This is a genomic window from Streptomyces seoulensis, assembly GCF_022846655.1.
Taxonomy (GTDB): domain Bacteria; phylum Actinomycetota; class Actinomycetes; order Streptomycetales; family Streptomycetaceae; genus Streptomyces.
In genome coordinates, this window is record NZ_AP025667.1 from 2,076,610 (window position 1) to 2,096,056 (window position 19,447).

General features: G+C 69.4%; 18 protein-coding genes. 17 read left to right on the forward strand and 1 reads right to left on the reverse strand.

Annotated elements, in window-relative coordinates:
- Positions 1 to 286: 286 nt before the first annotated feature.
- The 6 genes from arc to prcA all read left to right on the forward strand — a co-directional run bounded on the left by arc (position 287) and on the right by prcA (position 6,482).
- Positions 287 to 2,053, forward strand: a complete 1,767-nt coding sequence (gene arc, locus HEK131_RS09525) for a proteasome ATPase (RefSeq protein ID WP_161147834.1) — start codon at positions 287 to 289, stop codon at positions 2,051 to 2,053.
- 233 nt (positions 2,054 to 2,286) lie between these two features.
- A complete protein-coding gene (gene dop / locus HEK131_RS09530) occupies positions 2,287 to 3,798 on the forward strand; it encodes a depupylase/deamidase Dop (RefSeq protein WP_346267326.1) in 1,512 nt (503 codons plus the stop codon).
- A gap of 167 nt (positions 3,799 to 3,965) precedes the next feature.
- On the forward strand, positions 3,966 to 4,184 hold the full coding sequence (locus HEK131_RS09535) for a ubiquitin-like protein Pup (RefSeq protein WP_161147845.1): 219 nt from the start codon (positions 3,966 to 3,968) through the stop codon (positions 4,182 to 4,184).
- Positions 4,185 to 4,233: 49 nt separating this feature from the next.
- Entirely contained in the window at positions 4,234 to 4,839 is a 606-nt protein-coding gene (locus tag HEK131_RS09540; protein WP_217460808.1) for an endonuclease VII domain-containing protein, read from the forward strand.
- Entirely contained in the window at positions 4,791 to 5,636 is an 846-nt protein-coding gene (prcB, locus tag HEK131_RS09545) for a proteasome subunit beta (protein WP_217460809.1), read from the forward strand. Before HEK131_RS09540 ends, prcB begins: the two co-directional genes overlap by 49 nt.
- 63 nt (positions 5,637 to 5,699) lie before the next feature.
- Positions 5,700 to 6,482 (forward strand): proteasome subunit alpha, encoded by a 783-nt coding sequence (gene prcA / locus HEK131_RS09550; protein WP_161147837.1) that lies wholly within the window; start codon positions 5,700 to 5,702, stop codon positions 6,480 to 6,482.
- Between the two features lie 81 nt (positions 6,483 to 6,563).
- On the opposite strand, the gene HEK131_RS09555 is transcribed toward prcA, so the two are convergent.
- Positions 6,564 to 7,580, reverse strand: a complete 1,017-nt coding sequence (locus tag HEK131_RS09555) for a LacI family DNA-binding transcriptional regulator (protein ID WP_244334374.1) — start codon at positions 7,578 to 7,580, stop codon at positions 6,564 to 6,566.
- 137 nt (positions 7,581 to 7,717) lie between these two features.
- Here HEK131_RS09555 and HEK131_RS09560 point away from each other — a divergent pair, with 137 nt between their 5' ends.
- From HEK131_RS09560 to HEK131_RS09610, 11 genes are all read left to right on the forward strand, one after another.
- The gene (locus HEK131_RS09560; RefSeq protein WP_217460811.1) at positions 7,718 to 8,977 is read left to right on the forward strand and encodes an MFS transporter; all 1,260 of its coding nucleotides are present in this window, start codon (positions 7,718 to 7,720) and stop codon (positions 8,975 to 8,977) included.
- A 9-nt stretch (positions 8,978 to 8,986) separates the two neighbouring features.
- A complete protein-coding gene (pafA, locus tag HEK131_RS09565) occupies positions 8,987 to 10,348 on the forward strand; it encodes a Pup--protein ligase (protein WP_026249154.1) in 1,362 nt (453 codons plus the stop codon).
- 144 nt (positions 10,349 to 10,492) lie between these two features.
- On the forward strand, positions 10,493 to 11,494 hold the full coding sequence (locus HEK131_RS09570) for an FKBP-type peptidyl-prolyl cis-trans isomerase (RefSeq protein ID WP_217460812.1): 1,002 nt from the start codon (positions 10,493 to 10,495) through the stop codon (positions 11,492 to 11,494).
- Positions 11,495 to 11,597: 103 nt separating this feature from the next.
- Complete coding sequence (locus HEK131_RS09575; protein ID WP_217460813.1) at positions 11,598 to 11,978, forward strand: FKBP-type peptidyl-prolyl cis-trans isomerase; 381 nt, start codon at positions 11,598 to 11,600, stop codon at positions 11,976 to 11,978.
- A gap of 167 nt (positions 11,979 to 12,145) precedes the next feature.
- Entirely contained in the window at positions 12,146 to 13,099 is a 954-nt protein-coding gene (locus HEK131_RS09580) for a helix-turn-helix transcriptional regulator (protein WP_217460814.1), read from the forward strand.
- A gap of 20 nt (positions 13,100 to 13,119) precedes the next feature.
- Complete coding sequence (locus HEK131_RS09585) at positions 13,120 to 14,160, forward strand: helix-turn-helix transcriptional regulator (RefSeq protein WP_244334375.1); 1,041 nt, start codon at positions 13,120 to 13,122, stop codon at positions 14,158 to 14,160.
- A gap of 29 nt (positions 14,161 to 14,189) precedes the next feature.
- On the forward strand, positions 14,190 to 14,459 hold the full coding sequence (locus tag HEK131_RS09590; RefSeq protein ID WP_217460965.1) for a hypothetical protein: 270 nt from the start codon (positions 14,190 to 14,192) through the stop codon (positions 14,457 to 14,459).
- A 19-nt stretch (positions 14,460 to 14,478) separates the two neighbouring features.
- Positions 14,479 to 14,673: a hypothetical protein gene (locus tag HEK131_RS09595; RefSeq protein WP_161150348.1), complete on the forward strand. Its 195-nt coding sequence runs from the start codon at positions 14,479 to 14,481 to the stop codon at positions 14,671 to 14,673.
- Between the two features lie 257 nt (positions 14,674 to 14,930).
- Complete coding sequence (tatA, locus tag HEK131_RS09600; RefSeq protein ID WP_161150347.1) at positions 14,931 to 15,218, forward strand: Sec-independent protein translocase subunit TatA; 288 nt, start codon at positions 14,931 to 14,933, stop codon at positions 15,216 to 15,218.
- A 90-nt stretch (positions 15,219 to 15,308) separates the two neighbouring features.
- Positions 15,309 to 16,205, forward strand: coding sequence for a twin-arginine translocase subunit TatC (tatC, locus tag HEK131_RS09605; protein WP_217460966.1), 897 nt, complete (start codon positions 15,309 to 15,311; stop codon positions 16,203 to 16,205).
- Between the two features lie 135 nt (positions 16,206 to 16,340).
- The gene (locus tag HEK131_RS09610; protein WP_217460816.1) at positions 16,341 to 19,193 is read left to right on the forward strand and encodes a DEAD/DEAH box helicase; all 2,853 of its coding nucleotides are present in this window, start codon (positions 16,341 to 16,343) and stop codon (positions 19,191 to 19,193) included.
- Positions 19,194 to 19,447: the final 254 nt, after the last annotated feature.

Below are 19,447 nucleotides of genomic sequence, written 5' to 3' on the forward strand. Positions count from 1 at the left end.
CCGTCGCTCAGTGTGATGACCGTACGAACCCCCTCCACCCCGCCCACGAACCGGCCGACCACCCCGCCAAGGGCAACTCCGGCCACTCCTGAAGGGTCTTGACACTCACCGACCCGGAACAAGCGGCTTCCGCATCACGTTCAGTGGGTATCCCCTCCGTGCGAGAGGGAGCGCACCGGGTGACCGACGACACACCTTGACAGTCTTTGTGATCTAGGGGTTTCAATCGACACCCACCCAGGTAGGGTCTGGAAGCGTCCAGCTCCCCTTGGAGGAGGTGAGGACCGTGGCAGCCCACGACGACGACATGAACCGCGGCATCCGCCCGGGACGAGGGTCCGACGACCCTGCCGGGCAGATCGCCTATCTTGAGCAGGAGATCGCCGTCCTGCGCCGCAAGCTCGCCGACTCTCCGCGGCACACGAGGATTCTCGAGGAGCGGATCGTCGAGCTGCAGACCAACCTGGCCGGCGTCTCGGCACAGAACGAGCGCCTGGCCAACACACTCCGCGAAGCCCGCGACCAGATCGTGGCCCTCAAGGAGGAAGTCGACCGGCTCGCCCAGCCGCCGGCCGGCTTCGGAGCCTTCCTGCAGGCCAACGAGGACGGCACCGCCGACATCTTCACCGGCGGCCGCAAGCTCCGCGTCAACGTCAGCCCGAGCGTCGAACTCGACACCCTCAGGCGCGGCCAGGAAGTCATGCTCAACGAAGCGCTCAACGTGGTCGAGGCCATGGAGTACGAGAGCGTCGGCGACATCGTCACCCTCAAGGAGATCCTCGAGGACGGCGAACGAGCCCTGGTACTGGGACACACCGACGAGGAGCGCGTGGTCCGGCTCGCCGAACCGCTCCGGGGCGTCACCATCCGCCCCGGCGACGCCCTCCTCCTCGAACCCCGCTCCGGCTACGTCTACGAGGTCGTGCCCAAGAGCGAGGTCGAGGAACTCGTCCTCGAAGAAGTCCCCGACATCGGCTACGAACAGATCGGCGGACTCGGCGGCCAGATCGAGGCCATCCGCGACGCCGTCGAACTCCCTTACCTCTACCCCGACCTCTTCAAGGAGCACGAGCTGCGGCCGCCCAAGGGCGTCCTGCTCTACGGTCCCCCCGGATGCGGTAAGACCCTGATCGCCAAGGCCGTCGCCAACTCGCTCGCCAAGAAGGTCGCGGAAGTGACCGGACAGGCCCAGGGCAAGAGCTTCTTCCTGAACATCAAGGGCCCCGAACTGCTCAACAAGTACGTCGGCGAGACCGAGCGGCAGATCCGCCTCGTCTTCCAGCGTGCCCGGGAGAAGGCCAGCGAGGGCACCCCCGTCATCGTCTTCTTCGACGAGATGGAATCCCTCTTCCGCACCCGCGGCTCCGGCGTCAGCTCCGACGTCGAGAACACCATCGTCCCGCAGCTCCTCGCGGAGATCGACGGTGTCGAGGGCCTGCAGAACGTGGTCGTGATCGGCGCCTCCAACCGCGAGGACATGATCGACCCCGCCATCCTGCGGCCCGGCCGGCTCGACGTGAAGATCAAGATCGAGCGTCCGGACGCCGAAGCGGCCAAGGACATCTTCGGCAAGTACCTCACCGAGCGCCTCCCGCTGCACTCCGACGACCTCGGAGAGCACGGCGGCGACAAGGAGATCACCGTCCAGAGCATGATCCAGACGGCGGTCGAGCAGATGTACGCCGAATCCGAGGAGAACCGCTTCCTGGAAGTCACCTACGCCAACGGTGACAAGGAAGTCCTCTACTTCAAGGACTTCAACTCCGGCGCCATGATCGAGAACATCGTGGGCCGTGCCAAGAAGATGGCGATCAAGGACTTCCTCGACAAGAGCCAGAAGGGCCTCCGCGTCTCCCACCTCCTCCAGGCATGCGTGGACGAGTTCAAGGAGAACGAGGACCTGCCCAACACCACCAACCCCGACGACTGGGCCCGGATCTCCGGAAAGAAGGGCGAGCGGATCGTCTACATCCGCACCCTCATCACCGGAAAGCAGGGCGCGGACACCGGACGTTCCATCGACACGGTGGCGAACACCGGTCAGTACCTGTAAAAGGCCGAGCGGCTGCGGATGCCCGCCTCGGGCATCCGCAGCCGCTCGCTTTTCAGGCCACGACCGGAGCAGTCAATGACGCAAATGATCTCCCCACCAGTGCAAAGGCGTTCTAGGCTCTTTCCTACCGCCGAGTCGCGCAGTGCGGGGACGGGCACCGCACACGCACCGGAGCGCCAGCGGTACGCGAGCAGCACCCAAGACAGAGGGTGCCGCCGGGCAAGGAGGGCCGCATGACCGTACGGCGAGTAATGGGCATCGAGACGGAGTACGGCATCTCCGTCCCCGGCCACCCCAATGCCAATGCCATGCTCACCTCGTCCCAGATCGTCAACGCCTACGCGGCGGCGATGCACCGGGCCCGACGGGCCCGCTGGGACTTCGAGGAGGAGAACCCGCTGCGCGACGCGCGAGGCTTCGACCTCGCACGGGAGGCCGCCGACTCCAGCCAGCTCACCGACGAGGACATCGGCCTCGCCAACGTCATCCTCACCAACGGCGCCCGGCTCTACGTCGACCACGCCCACCCCGAATACAGCGCCCCCGAGGTCACCAACCCCCGCGACGCCGTCCTCTGGGACAAGGCCGGCGAACGCATCATGGCCGAGGCCGCCGAACGCGCCGCCGCGCTGCCCGGCGCCCAGCCCATCCACCTCTACAAGAACAACACCGACAACAAGGGCGCCTCCTACGGCACGCACGAGAACTACCTGATGAAGCGGGAGACCGCCTTCTCGGACATCGTGCGCCACCTGACGCCCTTCTTCGTCTCCCGGCAGGTCTTCACGGGCGCCGGCCGCGTCGGCATCGGGCAGGACGGCCACGAACACGGCTTCCAGCTCAGCCAGCGCGCCGACTACTTCGAGGTCGAGGTGGGCCTGGAGACCACCCTCAAACGGCCCATCATCAACACCCGCGACGAACCCCACGCCGACGCCGAGAAGTACCGCCGCCTCCACGTGATCATCGGCGACGCCAACCTCTCGGAGATCTCCACCTACCTCAAGCTGGGCACCACCGCGCTGGTCCTGTCCATGATCGAGGACAACTTCATCGCGGTGGACCTCGCCGTGGACCAGCCCGTCCGCACGCTCCACCAGGTCTCCCACGACCCCTCCCTCAAGCACCTCGTCACGCTCCGCAGCGGGCGCACGCTCACCGCCGTGCAGTTGCAGATGGAGTACTTCGAGCTGGCCCGCAAGTACGTCGAGGAGCGCTACGGCGCCGACGCCGACGACCAGACCAAGGACGTCCTCGTCCGCTGGGAGGACACCCTCACCCGGCTGGAGAACGACCCCATGAGCCTGGCCGCGGAACTCGACTGGGTCGCCAAGCGGCAGCTCATGGAGGGCTACCGGCGCCGTGACGACCTCGACTGGGACGCGCCCCGGCTGCACCTGGTCGACCTCCAGTACGCCGACGTACGCCCCGAGAAGGGCCTCTACAACCGGCTGGTGGCCAAGGGCCGCATGAAGCGGCTGCTGGACGAGGCCGAGGTCGAGCGGGCGCGTACGAAGCCGCCGGAGGACACCCGTGCCTACTTCCGCGGCCGGTGCCTGGAGCAGTACGCGGACGACGTGGCCGCGGCCTCCTGGGACTCGGTCATCTTCGACCTCCCCGGCCGTGACTCGCTCCAGCGGGTGCCAACCCTGGAACCGCTTCGCGGAACGCGAAATCACGTCAAGGAGCTGCTGGACCGGTGCCGGACGGCGGACGAGCTGGTCAGGGTGCTCTCCGGCAATTGAAACCCCGGCTCGGGGCATTGATTCGGCTCCCTTCGCAGGGTGGAAATCCCGGCGTCAGGGAATCATCGAGATGGCCCCCGTACGTTCCCGGAACTACGGGGCCGATGTCGGGCCTGGCTTGTAGGGTCTGATCATCACCGAACGGCGAACTGAGCGGGGTGAGGGTTATGGCGACCAAGGACACCGGCGGCGGCCAGCAGAAGGCCACACGCTCCACCGAAGAGGTCCAGGAGCAGACCGAGGAAGCACAGGGCTCCGAAGACCTCAAGGAACGACAGGAAAAGCTGAGCGACGACGTCGACTCGGTGCTGGACGAAATCGATGACGTACTCGAGGAGAACGCGGAGGATTTCGTGCGCTCCTTCGTGCAAAAGGGCGGCGAGTAAAGGCCGGCTGGCAAGCTCGCCTTCGAAGTGAAGGGTGCGGGGGAATCCGGTGGCTGAGGGACCGACCGCGAAACGCTGCGGGAAGTGCGAGCGGGAGCTGGCTCCCGCGGCGTTCGCGCGGGACCGGAACCGACGCGACGGCCTCCAGCCGTACTGCCGGGAATGCGTGGCGAAATACAGCGCCTCGCATTACCGGCGCCGCCGCGAGGCCGTGGGGAAGCCGGTCCGGGAAAGCGTGGACGTGCCGTCCGGGCACAAGCTCTGCCGGGCGTGCGGCGAGGTCAAGCCGCACAGCGAATGGCATCGCAACGCGAGCGCCTCGGACGGCCTGTCCACCCGGTGCCGGGCCTGCCGGGCGGCTTACGGTCGGCAGGACCACCTCAAGCGCAATTACGGCCTCAGCGAGTCCGAGCGGGACGCCCTGATCGCCTCGCAGGGCGGTGTCTGCTGCATCTGTCTTTCCGCTCCGCCCGCACATGTGGATCACTGCCATGAGACGGGTAGGGTCCGAGGCGTACTGTGCTTCAGTTGCAATGCCGCGCTGGGGCAGTTGAGGGATCGGCCCGATGCCATAAGGCGGGCTGCTGCATACGTGGAAGGAAACGCGTGGAAGCCAACACTCGTAGCACCGGGCGTCTACCAGCTGCCTTCCTGACGCCTGGGTCGTCCTCCTTCATGGACTTCCTGTCCGATCACCAGCCGGAGATGCTGCCGGGCAAGCGGACGCTGCCGCCGGTGCAGGGCGTGATCGAGGCCCCGCACGGGACGACGATCGTGGCCGTCACCTTCCCCGGCGGTGTGGTCCTCGCCGGTGACCGCCGGGCCACCATGGGCAACGTCATCGCCCAGCGGGACATCGAGAAGGTGTTCCCGGCGGACGAGCACTCGGCGGTCGGCATCGCCGGCACGGCGGGTCTGGCCGTGGAGATGGTGAAGCTCTTCCAGTTGGAGCTGGAGCACTTCGAGAAGGTCGAGGGCGCCCAGCTTTCGCTGGAGGGCAAGGCGAACCGTCTGTCGACGATGATCCGCTCCAACCTCGGCATGGCCATGCAGGGCCTGGCCGTGGTGCCGCTGTTCGCGGGGTACGACCTGGACCGCGAGAAGGGCCGCATCTTCTCGTACGACGTGACGGGCGGCCGTTCCGAGGAGCACAACTTCGCGGCGACGGGCTCGGGCTCGGTGTTCGCGCGCGGTGCGATGAAGAAGCTGTACCGGGACGACCTGACCCAGGAAGAGGCCACCACCCTGGTGGTGCAGGCGCTGTACGACGCGGCCGACGACGACTCGGCGACCGGTGGTCCCGACGTCGCCCGCCGGATCTATCCGATCATCACGGTGATCACCGACGACGGCTTCCGCAGGCTGACCGAGCAGGAGGCGTCCGAGCTGTCGCGCGCGGTGCTCCAGCGGCGGCTGGAGGAGCCGGACGGTCCGCGGGCCGCCCTGCTCTGAGCGGGCGCCCGGTCTTCGCAGTGAGGTGATCCAGTGACCATGACAGAAAGGGACGGATAACCGGTGTCGACGCCGTTCTATGTCTCACCCCAGCAGGCCATGGCGGACCGCGCCGAGTACGCCCGCAAGGGCATCGCGCGCGGTCGCAGCCTGGTGGTCATGCAGTATGCCGACGGCATCGTGTTCGTCGGCGAGAACCCGTCCCGTGCGCTGCACAAGTTCAGCGAGATCTACGACCGGATCGGCTTCGCGGCCGCCGGCAAGTACAACGAGTACGAGAACCTGCGCATCGGCGGTGTGCGGTACGCGGATCTGCGGGGTTACACGTACGACCGTGACGATGTGACCGCCCGTGGTCTGGCGAACGTGTACGCGCAGACGCTGGGCACGATCTTCTCCTCGGCGGCCGAGAAGCCGTACGAGGTGGAGCTGGTGGTGGCGGAGGTCGGTGAGACTCCGGAGGGTGACCAGATCTACCGGCTGCCGCACGACGGTTCCATCGTGGACGAGCACGGTTCGGTGGCGGTCGGCGGTAACGCGGAGCAGATCAGCACGTTCCTGGATCAGCGGCACCGGGACGGGATGAGTCTGGCGGAGGCGCTGAAGCTGGCGGTGCAGGCGCTGTCGCGGGACACCAACGGCGGTGAGCGGGAGATTCCGGCGGAGCGTCTCGAGGTGGCGGTGCTGGACCGGACGCGTCCGCAGAAGCGGAAGTTCAAGCGCATCGTGGGCGGTCAGCTCTCGCGGCTGCTGGCGGCGAACGGGGCCGCGACCGAGGCGGAGAGCGCGGACGACCCTGCGGACGCCTCGGGGGCGTCGGGTGGGTCGGGCTCCGAGAAGGAGTGAGGCGCGCCTTCGCGCGGTGTTTTCAGGTGCCCTCGGCCGGTTTCCGGTCGGGGGCACTTCGCGTTGCCCGCCGGGAGGGGGCTAGGAGGGCCGTGGCGGGGCCGTGGAGGCTCGCGGGACGAGGTGGACCGGGATGTCCCCGTGTTCCGGTTCGCGGCCGTCCAGGACGGCGAGGAGGGCTTGCATGCCGCGTTCGCCGAAGAGTTCGGCGTCGAGGCGGACGGTGGTGAGTTCGGGGTCGAGGGCGGTGGCGAGGGCGAGGTCGTCGAGGCCGGTGACGGAGATGTCGTCGGGGATGCGCAGGCCGAGGCGGCGGGCGGCCTTGTAGGCGCCTGCGGCGAGTTTGTCGTCGTCGCAGACGATGGCGGTGGGGCGGGGGCCGGGGGCGGTGAGGGCGGCTTCGGCGGCGGCGCGGGCGGCGTCGATGGTGATGGGTGCGTGGGCGGTGCCGAGCCGGGTGCCGGGGGTGGCGGCGAGGCGGTCGGCGAGTGCGCGGGCGCGGATCCGGAAGGTCCAGGAGGGCACGTCGGCGGCGAGGTGGAGCAGGTGGCGGTGGCCGAGGCCGAGGAGGTGGTCGGCGACCTGGCGTACGCCGTCGGTGATGTCGAGGTTGACGGTGGCGGCGCCGAGGCTGCCCGCGGGGTCGCTGTCGAGCATGACGAGGGGGAGCTGGTCGCCGCTGATGGCGGTGAGGGCGTCGGCTGCCATGGAGGAGGCGATGACGCCGTCGAGGGCGGCCTGGGCGCTGGCGAAGGGGTCGCGGGCGGGGCCGACGCCTTCGGGGGAGGGGTAGAGGACGACGCCGAAGCCGTGCTGTGCGGCGACGCGGGCGGCTCCGGTGTAGACGCCGGCGAAGAATTCGGTGGTGAGGGCGGGGACGACGAGGAGGACGGTGCGGGTGTGGCCGAGGCGGAGGTTGCGGGCGGCGAGGTTGGGGCGGTAGCCGAGGTCGGTGGCGGCCTGGCGTACGCGCTGGGCGGTGGTCTCGGAGACGCGGCCGCGCCATTTGTCGCCGAGGACGAGTGAGACGGCGGCCTGGCTGACTCCGGCCGCGCTGGCGACGTCACGGCTGGTCGGGCGCGTGCTGCTGCGTGCCACCGTGGGTCGCTCCTTGGTGGGGTCGGGGTGCGTTCTGGACGGGTGAACAGCGCACATGGTACGTATGAAAGCGGTAGTTATACGTAACACTTCGGAGACGTCGCGGCGGTCCGGAGCGGCCGCTGAAGGGGCGGGACATGGCGACGGGTTATCTGGAGATCCTGCGGGCGCGGCATGCGCTGCGTCTGCTGACGGGGACGCTGGTGGGCAGACTGCCCAACGCGACGGCGCCGATCGCGATGGTGCTGTTCGTGCGCGCGGAGGGCGGTTCGTACAGCCTGGCCGGTGCGCTGGCGGCGGTGTACGGGGTGGCGAACGCGGTGGGGCAGCCGCTGCTGGGGCGGCTGGTGGACCTGTACGGGCAGCCGAGGGTGCAGTTGCCGGCCGCGGTGGCGTCGGCGCTGGCGATGACGGGGTTCGCGTTCTGCGGGATCGGTCCGCTGGCGCTCGCGTACGCGATGGTGGCGCTCGCGGGGCTGTTCACGCCGCCGCTGGAGGGCGGGCTGCGGGCGTTGTGGCCGTCGGTGCTGCGCCGGGGGGATCAGGTGCACACGGCGTACGCGCTGGACGCGGTGGCGCAGGAGGTGATGTTCACGGTCGGGCCGCTGCTGGTGACGCTGTGCGTGTCGGTGTGGTCGGAGCGGGCGGCGTTGCTGGTGCTGAACGTGGTGGGGGTGCTGGGGGCGCTGTCGGTGGTGGCGTCGGCGCCGTCGCGGGCGTGGCGTTCGGAGCCGCGGGAGGCGCACTGGCTGGGCGCGCTGCGTTCGCGGGGGCTGCTGGCGTTGCTGGGGGCGTTCCTGTTCGTGGGGATCGCCATGGGGTCGATCACGGTGGCGTCGGTGTCGTACGCGGACGGGCACGGTGGTGACGCGGTGTACGGCTGGATGATGGCGGGGCTGGGGCTGGGTGCGCTGGCCGGGGGGACGGTGTACGGGGCGCGGCGGTGGGCCGGGGCGCCGGAGCGGCGGCTCCGGGTGCTGGTGGCGCTGCTGGCGGTGTGTTACCTGCCGTTGCTGCTGATGCCGGGTGTGGTGGCGATGGTGCTGTTGTCGGTGGTGTCGGGGGTGTTCCTGGCGCCGTGCATCGCGTGCGCGTTCATCATCGTGGACCGGCATGCTCCGGCGGGGACGGTGACGGAGGCGTTCTCGTGGCTGGTGACGACGTTCATGGTGGGTGCGTCGGTGGGTACGGGGCTCGCCGGGCCGGTGGTCCAGTCGGGTGGCGCGTCGTGGGGGTTCGCGTTGCCGGGGGTGGCGGGGGGTGTCTCGTTGCTGGTGCTGTTGGCCACGGGGCGGGTGCTGACGGCTCCTGTCGGGGGCGGTGTGGTTGCGGCTTCATCGGAAAATGATCCAGATCGTGCTGCCGAACCCCGTTTCAGTTCAGGGGATCGGGCGTAATGTTCAGTCATGGACCGCCGCATTTTCGGGCTGGAGAACGAGTACGGCGTCACGTGCACGTTCAGGGGACAGCGGCGTCTGTCTCCTGACGAGGTGGCGCGGTACCTCTTCCGCCGTGTCGTGTCATGGGGCCGCAGCAGCAATGTCTTTCTGCGGAACGGCGCTCGGTTGTATCTCGACGTGGGCTCACATCCGGAATACGCGACACCCGAGTGTGACAATGTGACCGAACTGGTCACCCACGACAAGGCCGGCGAGCGCATTCTCGAGGGACTCCTGGTGGACGCGGAACGACGCCTGCACGAGGAGGGAATCGCGGGCGACGTCTACCTCTTCAAGAACAACACCGACTCGGCGGGCAACTCTTATGGTTGCCACGAGAACTATCTGGTGGCGCGGCACGGGGAGTTCTCCCGGCTCGCGGACATCCTCATCCCGTTCCTGGTGACCCGGCAGTTGCTGTGCGGCGCGGGCAAGGTGCTCCAGACGCCGCGTGGTGCGGTGTACTGCGTGAGCCAGCGGGCGGAGCACATCTGGGAGGGCGTGTCGTCGGCGACGACGCGTTCTCGTCCCATCATCAACACCCGTGACGAGCCGCACGCGGACGCCGAGCGTTATCGGCGGCTGCATGTCATCGTGGGTGACTCGAACATGTCCGAGACGACGATGCTGCTGAAGGTCGGCGCCACCGATCTGGTGCTGCGCATGATCGAGGCGGGCACGGTGATGCGGGATCTGACGCTGGAGAACCCGATCCGGGCGATCCGCGAGGTCAGCCATGACATCACCGGACGGCGCAAGGTGCGCCTCGCCAGTGGCCGGGAGGCGTCGGCGCTGGAGGTGCAGCGCGAGTACTTCGACAAGGCGGTGGACTTCTGCGACCGCCGGGGCATCCGTACGGGCACGGTCGCACAGGTGCTGGAGCTGTGGGGCCGCACGCTGGACGCGATCGAGACGGAGGAGCTCGACCGGATCGGTACCGAGATCGACTGGGTGATGAAGTACAAGCTCATCGAGCGGTACCGCGAGAAGCACAACATGACGATGTCGCATCCGCGGGTCGCGCAGATAGACCTCGCGTATCACGACATCCACCGGCGTCGTGGGCTGTACTACCTGCTGGAGAAGAAGGGTCAGGCGGCGCGGATCTGCAATGACCTGAAGATCTTCGAGGGCAAGTCGGTGCCGCCGCAGACGACTCGGGCGCGGCTTCGCGGTGACTTCATCCGGCGTGCGCAGGAACAGCGCCGGGACTTCACGGTCGACTGGGTGCATCTGAAGCTCAACGACCAGGCGCAGCGCACGGTGTTGTGCAAGGACCCGTTCCGTTCGGTGGACGACCGGGTGGAGAAACTGATCGCCGGAATGTAGTCCTCGCGGTGTGAACCGCGGGTTTAGGCGGTCCGGTGACGGAGCGCCACACGGGCGCCGTACGTTTACCGTACGGCGCCCTTGTCACGCCGTAGAGTTGCGCGCACGCCAATCCGCAAGATCGACCGATTACGAGGCATCTCCGTGCGCCGACGCTCACTCCTCATGGCCGCCGTTCCCGCTGGACTGGTCACGCTCGCCGGGTGCGGCGACGGTGGGTCCAAGTCCAGCAAGACCAGTGCGTCTCCCTCGCCGTCGGCGTCGTCGCCTCCGCCGCCGAAGATCGTGGACGGGCCGCTGCCGGCGATCACGGCGGGGACGAAGTTCGGTGAGAAGCCGACGGTCGCCAAGGGGAAGGGCGAGCCGTCGAAGGACCTGGCGGTCCGCACGGTGATCGCGGGCAGTGGCCGCACGGTGGCGGAGAACGACTTCATCAAGGCGAACTACCTGGGCCAGATCTGGAGCTCGGGGAAGGTCTTCGACAATTCCTACGACCGCAATCCGCTGGTGCTCCAGCTGGCGCAGGGCAGCATCATCGACGGCTGGCGGTACGCGCTGACGGGGAAGAAGATCGGCAGCCGGGTGGAGATCGCGGTGCCGCCGACCTGGGGGTACGGGCCGTCGGGCAACGAGCAGGCGGGGATCAAGGGCACGGACACGCTGGTGTTCGTGATCGATCTGCTGGACTCCTACAACGACAAGAGCTCGGCGAAGGGCAAGGCCGTCCCCCAGACGGACGCGGCGCTGCCGAAGGTGGCGACGAACACGGACGGCAAGGTGCCGAAGGTGACGCTGCCGAAGTCGGCGCCGCCGAAGAAGCTGGTGTCGAACTACGTGCTGGAGGGTGACGGCGAGGAGGTCACCGGCAAGCAGGCGATCCTGTGCCAGTTCCAGGGGCTGGAGTGGCAGGGCGGCAAGGTGTTCCAGCAGACGTACGGCTCGGGGCGGCTGAGCCAGTTCTCGGTGGAGCAGATGGAGCAGGTCGTCAAGGGGCTGGCGCAGGGTGTGACGGGCAAGAAGGTGGGCAGCCGGGTGCTGGTCGTGGTGCCGCCGGACCTGGGGTACGGCGACAACCCGCCGAGCGGGAGCGGTATCAAGAAGGGCGCCACGCTCGTCTTCACCGTGGACATCCTCGCGGCGATGTAAGGTGCCGGGCGTTCGCGCGCCGGGCGGCCCGTTGCGGGCGGTGGAGCTGCGGGGATGACAGACTGTCCATGATTCGTGTCGTACACAAGCAGGAGCTTTTGACGTGAGCATCGAGAAGCCCGAGGTCGACTTTCCGGGCGGCGAGCCGCCGAAGGACCTTGAGATCAAGGACATCTGGGAGGGCGACGGCGAGGTCGCCGAGGCGGGCGACTTCGTCAAGGTTCACTACGTGGGCGTCGCGTTCTCCACGGGTGAGGAGTTCGACGCCTCCTGGAACCGTGGCACGCCGCTGGACTTCCAGCTCGGCATCGGTCAGGTCATCCAGGGCTGGGACAAGGGTGTGCAGGGCATGAAGGTCGGCGGTCGCCGCCAGCTCGTCATCCCCGCGCACCTGGCGTACGGCGACCGGGGTGCCGGTGGCCGGATCGCTCCGGGTGAGACGCTGATCTTCGTCTGCGACCTCGTGGGCGTCGGCAAGCGCTGATCTGATCGGTTCCGATCGAAGTGGGGCCCGCGCCGTGTGCGCGGGCCTTTCTTCTTTGTCCCTTGTCGTCCGTGACGGCCCTCGTTCTTTGCTTCGGCTTTTGCCGCGCCACCTGGGAGCGGTACGGTCAACGGTCGGAAGCACATGAGGGAAGGCGTAGGGCGTCGATGGCCATTGCCAAGGCCGAGCGGCTGATGAATCTCGCGCTGTGCCTGCTCGGCACACGGCGGCCGCTCAGCAAGCGCGAGCTGCGCGGGTCCATCGAGGCGTACCTGGAAGCGGGGTCGGACGACTCCTTCAACCGCATGTTCGAGCGGGACAAGGACGATCTGCGCGAGCTGGGTCTGGTCATCGAGACCGTGGAGAACATCGAGGGCGAGGTCGGCTATCTCGCCCGCCGGGACAGCAACCGGCTGCCCGCGATCACCCTGGACGCCGAGGAGGCCGCGGCCCTGGGCCTGGCCGCCAAGGTCTGGCAGCAGGCCCGGCTGGCCGGCGCGGCCAGCGGCGCGCTGCAGAAGCTGCGCGCGGCCGGGCTGCCCGAGGACGTCGACCCCTACGGTTCGCACGGCGCGCTGGAGCCCCGCATCCCGGTGCACGAGGCCGCCTTCGAACCGCTGATGCTGGCCTGCCGGGACCGCCGCCCGGTGGTCTTCGACTATCGCAAGGCGTCCGCCGCCCACCCCGAGACCCGGCATGTCGAGCCGTGGGCGCTGGAGTGCTGGCGGGGCCACTGGTACCTGGCGGGCTACGACCGCGAGCGGGGCGCCGAGCGGGTCTTCCGGCTGTCCCGGATCACCGGCAAGGTCCGCGCGCGCGGTACCGGCTTCACCGCGCCGGTGCCGGACGTGGTGACCGTGCGGGAGACCGTCCGGGGCTGGGCGGGGGAGACCGCCGACCGCTCCGCGCTGATCCGGCTGCGCACGGGCGCCGGCTACCCCTTGCGGGCCAGGGCCACCAAGGTGCGGGATCTGGGCGACGGCTGGGACGAGTTGGAGATCCCGTACGGGCACGGGCTGGACGCCTGGCTGGTGGAGTTCGGGCCGGACGTGGTGGTGCTGGAACCGGCCGAGCTGCGGGCGGACGTCGTGGACCGGCTGCGCGCCGTGGCCAAGGGCTGAGGGGAAGCGAAGCTAAGACCATGGCAGGCAAACCGGCAAGGCCCGTGAACGCCATCGACCAGACCCGGCGGATGCTGTCGCTGGTCACGTATCTGCGCGAGCGCCCCGGCGCCCGGATCGCGGACGTGGCCCGCGCCTTCGGCATCACCGAGGACGAACTCGTCTCCGACCTGGACGTGCTGCCCATGTGCGGCACCAGCTTCCGGGGCGGCGACCTGCTGGACATCGACACCGACGGCGAGCGCATCTGGTGGCACAACGCGGCCGCGCTCGGCGAGGACGCGGCCGAACCGCTGCGGCTCGCCGCGGACGAGGCGACCGCCCTGCTGGTGGCCGCCCGCGCGGTGGCCACCCTGCCCGGTCTGCGCGAGAGCGACCGGCAGGCGCTGGTGCGGGCGACGGCCAAGGTGGAGACCGCGGCCGGTGAGGCGGCCGGGGCCAGCTCCCGCCTCTCGGTGACCTTCGAGTCCGAGGGCGGTGTCTTCGCCGACGTGGACCGGGCCATCTCCGAGCGGCGCCGGCTGTGGGTGCGCTACTACTCCCCGGCCCGCGACGAGCTGACCGAGCGCGAGATCGACCCGATCCGCCTGGTCAGCGTCGGGCACACCTACGTGGAGGCGTGGTGCCGCCGCTCGGAGGCGCGCCGTACCTTCCGGCTGGACCGGGTCGCGGAGATCCGGATCCTCGACGAGCCCGCCGCGCCGCCCGAGATCGAACCGCGCGACCTGTCCGAGGGGCTGGTGCAGCCCGCCGCCGAGGACCCGGAGGTTGTGGTCGAGGTCGGCCCCGGCGGCCGGTGGGTCGCCGAGTACTACCCGCACGACAGCGCCGAGGAGCTGCCCGACGGCGGTCTGCGCATCACGCTGCGCACCCCCGACCCGGCTTCGCTCAGGCGGCTGGCCCTGCGGCTCGGCCCGGACGGCCGCATCGTGTCGCCGCCCGACCTCGCCGACCGCGCGCGCCGGGCCGCCCGCGAGGCCCTGGCCGCGTACGAGGGCACCGGGGCCGTGGGGCACGGAGCGGGGGACGGACCGTACGAGAGGCGGGAGCGCACGCTGTGAGCGAGTCTTCGGTGCCGGACACGACGACCATGACCCGTGTGACGGCGGCCGCCGCGTTCGCCGGGATGCGGCGCGTCGTCCCCGTGGTGTTCAAGGCGGGCTGCCCCGACTGCCGGGGCCGGTTCGAACTCGCCGCGGGCGCGCTGCGGCTGGCCATCGGGGGTTCCAGCCGCACCACGTTCTACTCCTTCACCTGCCCCGAGTGCGGCACGGCCGTGCGCAAGCCCGCCGGGGAGCGGATCGTGCAACTGCTCAGCGGTGCCGGGGTGCGGACCCTGCGGCTGCACTCGGCCGTGTAGGACGGTCTAGGCTCCTTCCATGTTCTGGCCGATGTTCGCGGTAGCTGTGGGTTTCCTGGGTCTCGCCGTCCTGGGGGTGCTCGCCGTCAGGGTGTTCCTGGCGGCGCGGCAACTGGGCGTCCAGGTGGCCGACTCCGGGCGCCGGATCAGCCGGGCCGCCGAGGACCTCGAGCGGGCCGCGGTGAGCACCGCCCGCGCCGCCGACACGCTCTGACCTGCGGCGCCCCGGGGACACCGGACACGCCACAAGCGGTTTGCGTCACTTCGCCCTGTCATGCGGGACAGACGTGCGGGTACGCTGCTGGTCGCGGTACGGAGAACGAGGCGCGTACCGCCGACCGGGAGTACGCACGGGGATTGCCTCTCGTTTACCCCTGAGCGTTACGATCGCTGTCGGCACGACCATCCGGACGCTTGTCCGAACGGTCGGACAGCACCCCCACCCCCGCCTCGGTGAGAAGGTAGTAACTCATGGGCATCGGACGGCTCGGTCCTACCGAGATCATCCTCATCCTCGTCGTCGTCTTCCTGCTCTTCGGCGCGAAGAAGCTTCCGGACATGGCCCGCTCGCTGGGCAAGTCCGCGCGCATCCTCAAGAGCGAGGCCAAGGCCATGAAGGAGGAGAGCAACACCTCCGCCCCGGCCGGTCCGCCGAACCCCGGCGAGCAGCCCCCCGCGCAGCGCACCATCCAGGCCGCCCCCGGCGACGTGAACAGCGCCCGCCCGGTCAACGAGCCCACGGACACCACCCAGCGCTGACCCGCGGCCGCATTCCCGGCCTGCCGCACGAGATGAGGACGTGGGTTGCCCAAGTCTGCCCGCAAGAAAGAGAAGGACCCCGAGGGGCGGATGCCCCTCGTGGAGCACCTGCGTGAGCTGCGCAACCGGCTCGCCAAGGGCATGTTGGCGATCACGGTGGTCTCCGTGGTGGCCGCCTTCTACAGCCAGGACCTGATGTCCTTCCTCTCGCATCCGGTCCCGCGCTGCACCGAGGGGCTGGGGGAGTCCACCGGAGGCTCCTGCGCGGTCATCGCCTACACCGACCTGCTGTCGCCCTTCACCACCACGGTGAAGGTCTGCTTCATGGCGGGCGTGGTCCTCTCCAGCCCGGTCTGGCTCTACCAGCTCTGGGCGTTCATCGCGCCGGGCCTGCACCGCAACGAGCGCAAGTACACGTACGGCTTCGTGGCCGCGGCGGTGCCGCTCTTCATGGCGGGCGCCTGGCTCGCCTACACGATCCTTCCGATCAGCATGCGGGTGCTGCTGGGCATCACCCCGGACGGCTCGGCGAACATCCTGCCGATGGACAAGGTCCTGGACTTCATCGTCCGGATGATCCTCATCTTCGGCGGCGCGTTCGAGCTTCCGCTGCTGCTGGTCATGCTGAACTTCGCCGGTGTGGTGACCGGGCGCCGTATGGCCGGCTGGTGGCGCGGTGTGGTCATGGGCGTCTTCGTCTTCGGCGCCGTCGCCACCCCCACCACGGACCCCTTCGGCATGATCGCGCTGGCGGGCCCCATCGTGGTGCTGTACTTCATCGCCGTCGGCATCGCGCTGCTGAACGACCGGCGCCGCCAGCGTGCCGACGAGGCCGCCGAGCTGGACGACGACGAAGCCTCGCCGCTCGACCACCGGCCGGAGGCGGTCGCCCTGCCCGAGCGGCTGTCCGCGGCGGTGCCCGAGCAGGGCCGTCAGGCCGAGGCCCTGCCGCCGGGCCGGTACGACGGCTACGACGACGTCACCTGATCGCACCAGTACCGCGAAGAGGGGCCGGACGGATCTTTCCGTCCGGCCCCTCTTCCTTCGTGCGCCACCGGTCCTTCCGTGCGCGCCACCGGATCGGAGTCGATCATTCCGTTTCGGTGGGCGTGGGAAGCGATAATGATCGTCCTGTTGTCGGTGCGGCCCGGTACGCTCGAAAGCACGATGACAGAGGACCTCTCACCGGCCGAGCGGTACGCGGCGTCCCGAGTGCGGGCAGCCGAGCAGGCCACCGCGCTCGCCGACTTCCGCGAGATGTACGACTTCGGCCTCGACGACTTCCAGGTGGAAGCCTGCTCCGCGCTGGAGGGCGGCAAGGGCGTGCTGGTGGCCGCCCCCACCGGCTCGGGCAAGACGATCGTGGGCGAGTTCGCCGTCCACCTCGCCCTGGAGCAGGGCAAGAAGTGCTTCTACACGACACCCATCAAGGCGCTGTCGAACCAGAAGTACGCCGACCTGTGCCGTCGCTACGGAGCCGACAAGGTCGGCCTCCTCACCGGCGACAACAGCGTGAACTCCGACGCCCCGATCGTCGTCATGACGACCGAGGTGCTGCGGAACATGCTGTACGCGGGCTCCCAGACCCTCCTGGGCCTCGGCTATGTGGTCATGGACGAGGTGCACTACCTCTCCGACCGCTTCCGGGGCGCGGTCTGGGAAGAGGTGATCATCCACCTGCCCGAGTCGGTGACCCTGGTGTCGCTGTCGGCCACCGTGTCCAACGCCGAGGAGTTCGGCGACTGGCTGGACACCGTGCGCGGCGACACCGAGGTGATCGTCTCCGAGCACCGGCCGGTGCCGCTGTTCCAGCACGTGCTGGCCGGGCGGCGGATGTACGACCTGTTCGAGGAGGGTGAGGGCCACAAGAAGGCCGTCAACCCCGACCTCGCCCGGCTCGCCCGGATGGAGGCCACCCGGCCCTCCTACCAGGACCGCAAGCGCGGCCGCTCCATGCGCGAGGCCGACCGGGAGCGGGAGCGCCGGCAGCGTTCGCGCGCCTGGACGCCGGGCCGCCCCGAGGTCATCGAGCGCCTGGACGCCGAGGGCCTGCTGCCCGCCATCACCTTCATCTTCAGCCGCGCCGCCTGCGAGGCGGCCGTCCAGCAGTGCCTGTACGCGGGCCTGCGCCTCAACGACGAGGAGGCGCGGGAACAGGTCCGCGCCCTGGTCGAGGAGCGCACCGCCAACATCCCGCCCGAGGACCTGCACGTCCTCGGCTACTACGAATGGCTGGAAGGGCTGGAGCGCGGCATCGCCGCCCACCACGCGGGCATGCTGCCGACCTTCAAGGAGGTCGTGGAGGAGCTGTTCGTGCGCGGCCTGGTCAAGGCCGTGTTCGCCACCGAGACCCTCGCGCTCGGCATCAACATGCCGGCCCGCTCGGTGGTGCTGGAGAAGCTCGTCAAGTGGAACGGCGAACAGCACGCCGACATCACCCCCGGCGAGTACACCCAGCTCACCGGGCGCGCGGGACGGCGCGGCATCGACGTCGAGGGCCATGCCGTGGTGCTGTGGCAGCGGGGGATGAGCCCCGAGCACCTGGCCGGGCTCGCGGGCACCCGCACCTATCCGCTGCGCTCCAGCTTCAAGCCGTCGTACAACATGGCGGTCAACCTGGTGGAGCAGTTCGGGCGGCACCGCTCGCGGGAACTGCTGGAGACCTCGTTCGCGCAGTTCCAGGCCGACAAGTCGGTCGTCGGGATCTCCCGGCAGGTGCAGCGCAACGAGGAGGGTCTGGAGGGCTACAAGGACTCCATGACCTGCCACCTCGGCGACTTCGACGAGTACGCGCGGCTGCGCCGCGAGCTGAAGGACCGGGAGACCGAACTGGCCCGGCAGGGCGCCAACGAGCGGCGCGCCGAGGCGGCGGTCGCCCTGGAGAAGCTCAAGCCCGGCGACATCATCCATGTGCCCACCGGCAAGTTCGCCGGTCTCGCCCTGGTCCTCGACCCCGGCCTGCCCGCCGGGCGGACCGGCGGCAACCGGGGCTTCGACCAGCACGACGGGCCGCGCCCGCTGGTGCTCACCGCCGAGCGGCAGGTCAAGCGGCTGGCGTCCATCGACTTCCCCGTCCCGGTGGAGGCGCTGGACCGGATGCGCATCCCGAAGACGTTCAACGCGCGCTCCCCGCAGTCGCGCCGCGACCTCGCCTCGGCGCTGCGCACGAAGGCCGGGCACATCCCGCCGGAGCGTGCCCGCAAGAAGCGTTCGCAGGCCGCCGACGACCGGGAGATCGCCCGGCTGCGCACCGCGATCCGCGCGCACCCCTGCCACGGCTGCGACGACCGTGAGGACCACGCCCGCTGGGCCGAGCGCTACCACCGGCTCCAGCGCGACACCTCGCAGTTGGAGCGGCGCATCGAGGGCCGTACCAACACCATCGCGCGGACCTTCGACCGGATCGTGGCCCTGCTGACCGAGCTGGACTACCTGCGCGGCGACGAGGTCACGACCAACGGCAAGCGGCTCGCCCGGCTCTACGGCGAGTTGGACCTGCTGGCCAGTGAATGTCTGCGCGAGGGCGTCTGGGAGGGGCTCGGCCCCGCCGAACTCGCCGCCTGCGTCTCGGCGTTGGTGTACGAGTCGCGGGTCAGCGACGACGCCATGGCGCCCAAGCTGCCCTCCGGGCAGGCCCAGGCCGCGCTCGGGGAGATGGTCCGGATCTGGGGGCGGCTGGACGCCCTGGAGGAGGACTTCCGGATCAGCCAGACCGAGGGGGTCGGACAGCGGGAGCCCGATCTCGGGTTCGCCTGGGTCGCCCATCAGTGGGCGTCCGGCAAGGGGCTCGACGAGGTGCTGCGGGAGGCGGAGATGCCTGCCGGGGACTTCGTGCGGTGGACGAAGCAGGTGATCGACGTTCTGGGGCAGGTGGCCGCGGCCGCGCCCACCGAGAACTCGACCGTCGCCAAGAATGCGCGCAAGGCTGTCGATCAACTGCTGCGGGGAGTGGTCGCCTACTCGTCCGTGGGGTGAGGTCGCAGAGCGGGTGCGGGTGGGCTGTGGCTTGTCGCGCAGTTCCCCGCGCCCCCAAGAAGGGCCGGTCCAGCCGGCCCTTTTTGCATGCCTGTCCTGCGCTACCAAGCGTGTTCGAGTGGCTGCTCGCTGTGTAAATAGGGGGGACGGTACTCCTGTTGCGCGGGGGATTTCAGGTGCTTGCCGAATATGACACGGGGGTGTCCCGGTCGGATTAGGCTCGCCCGCGGCGGACCCGGTTGAGATGGATATCG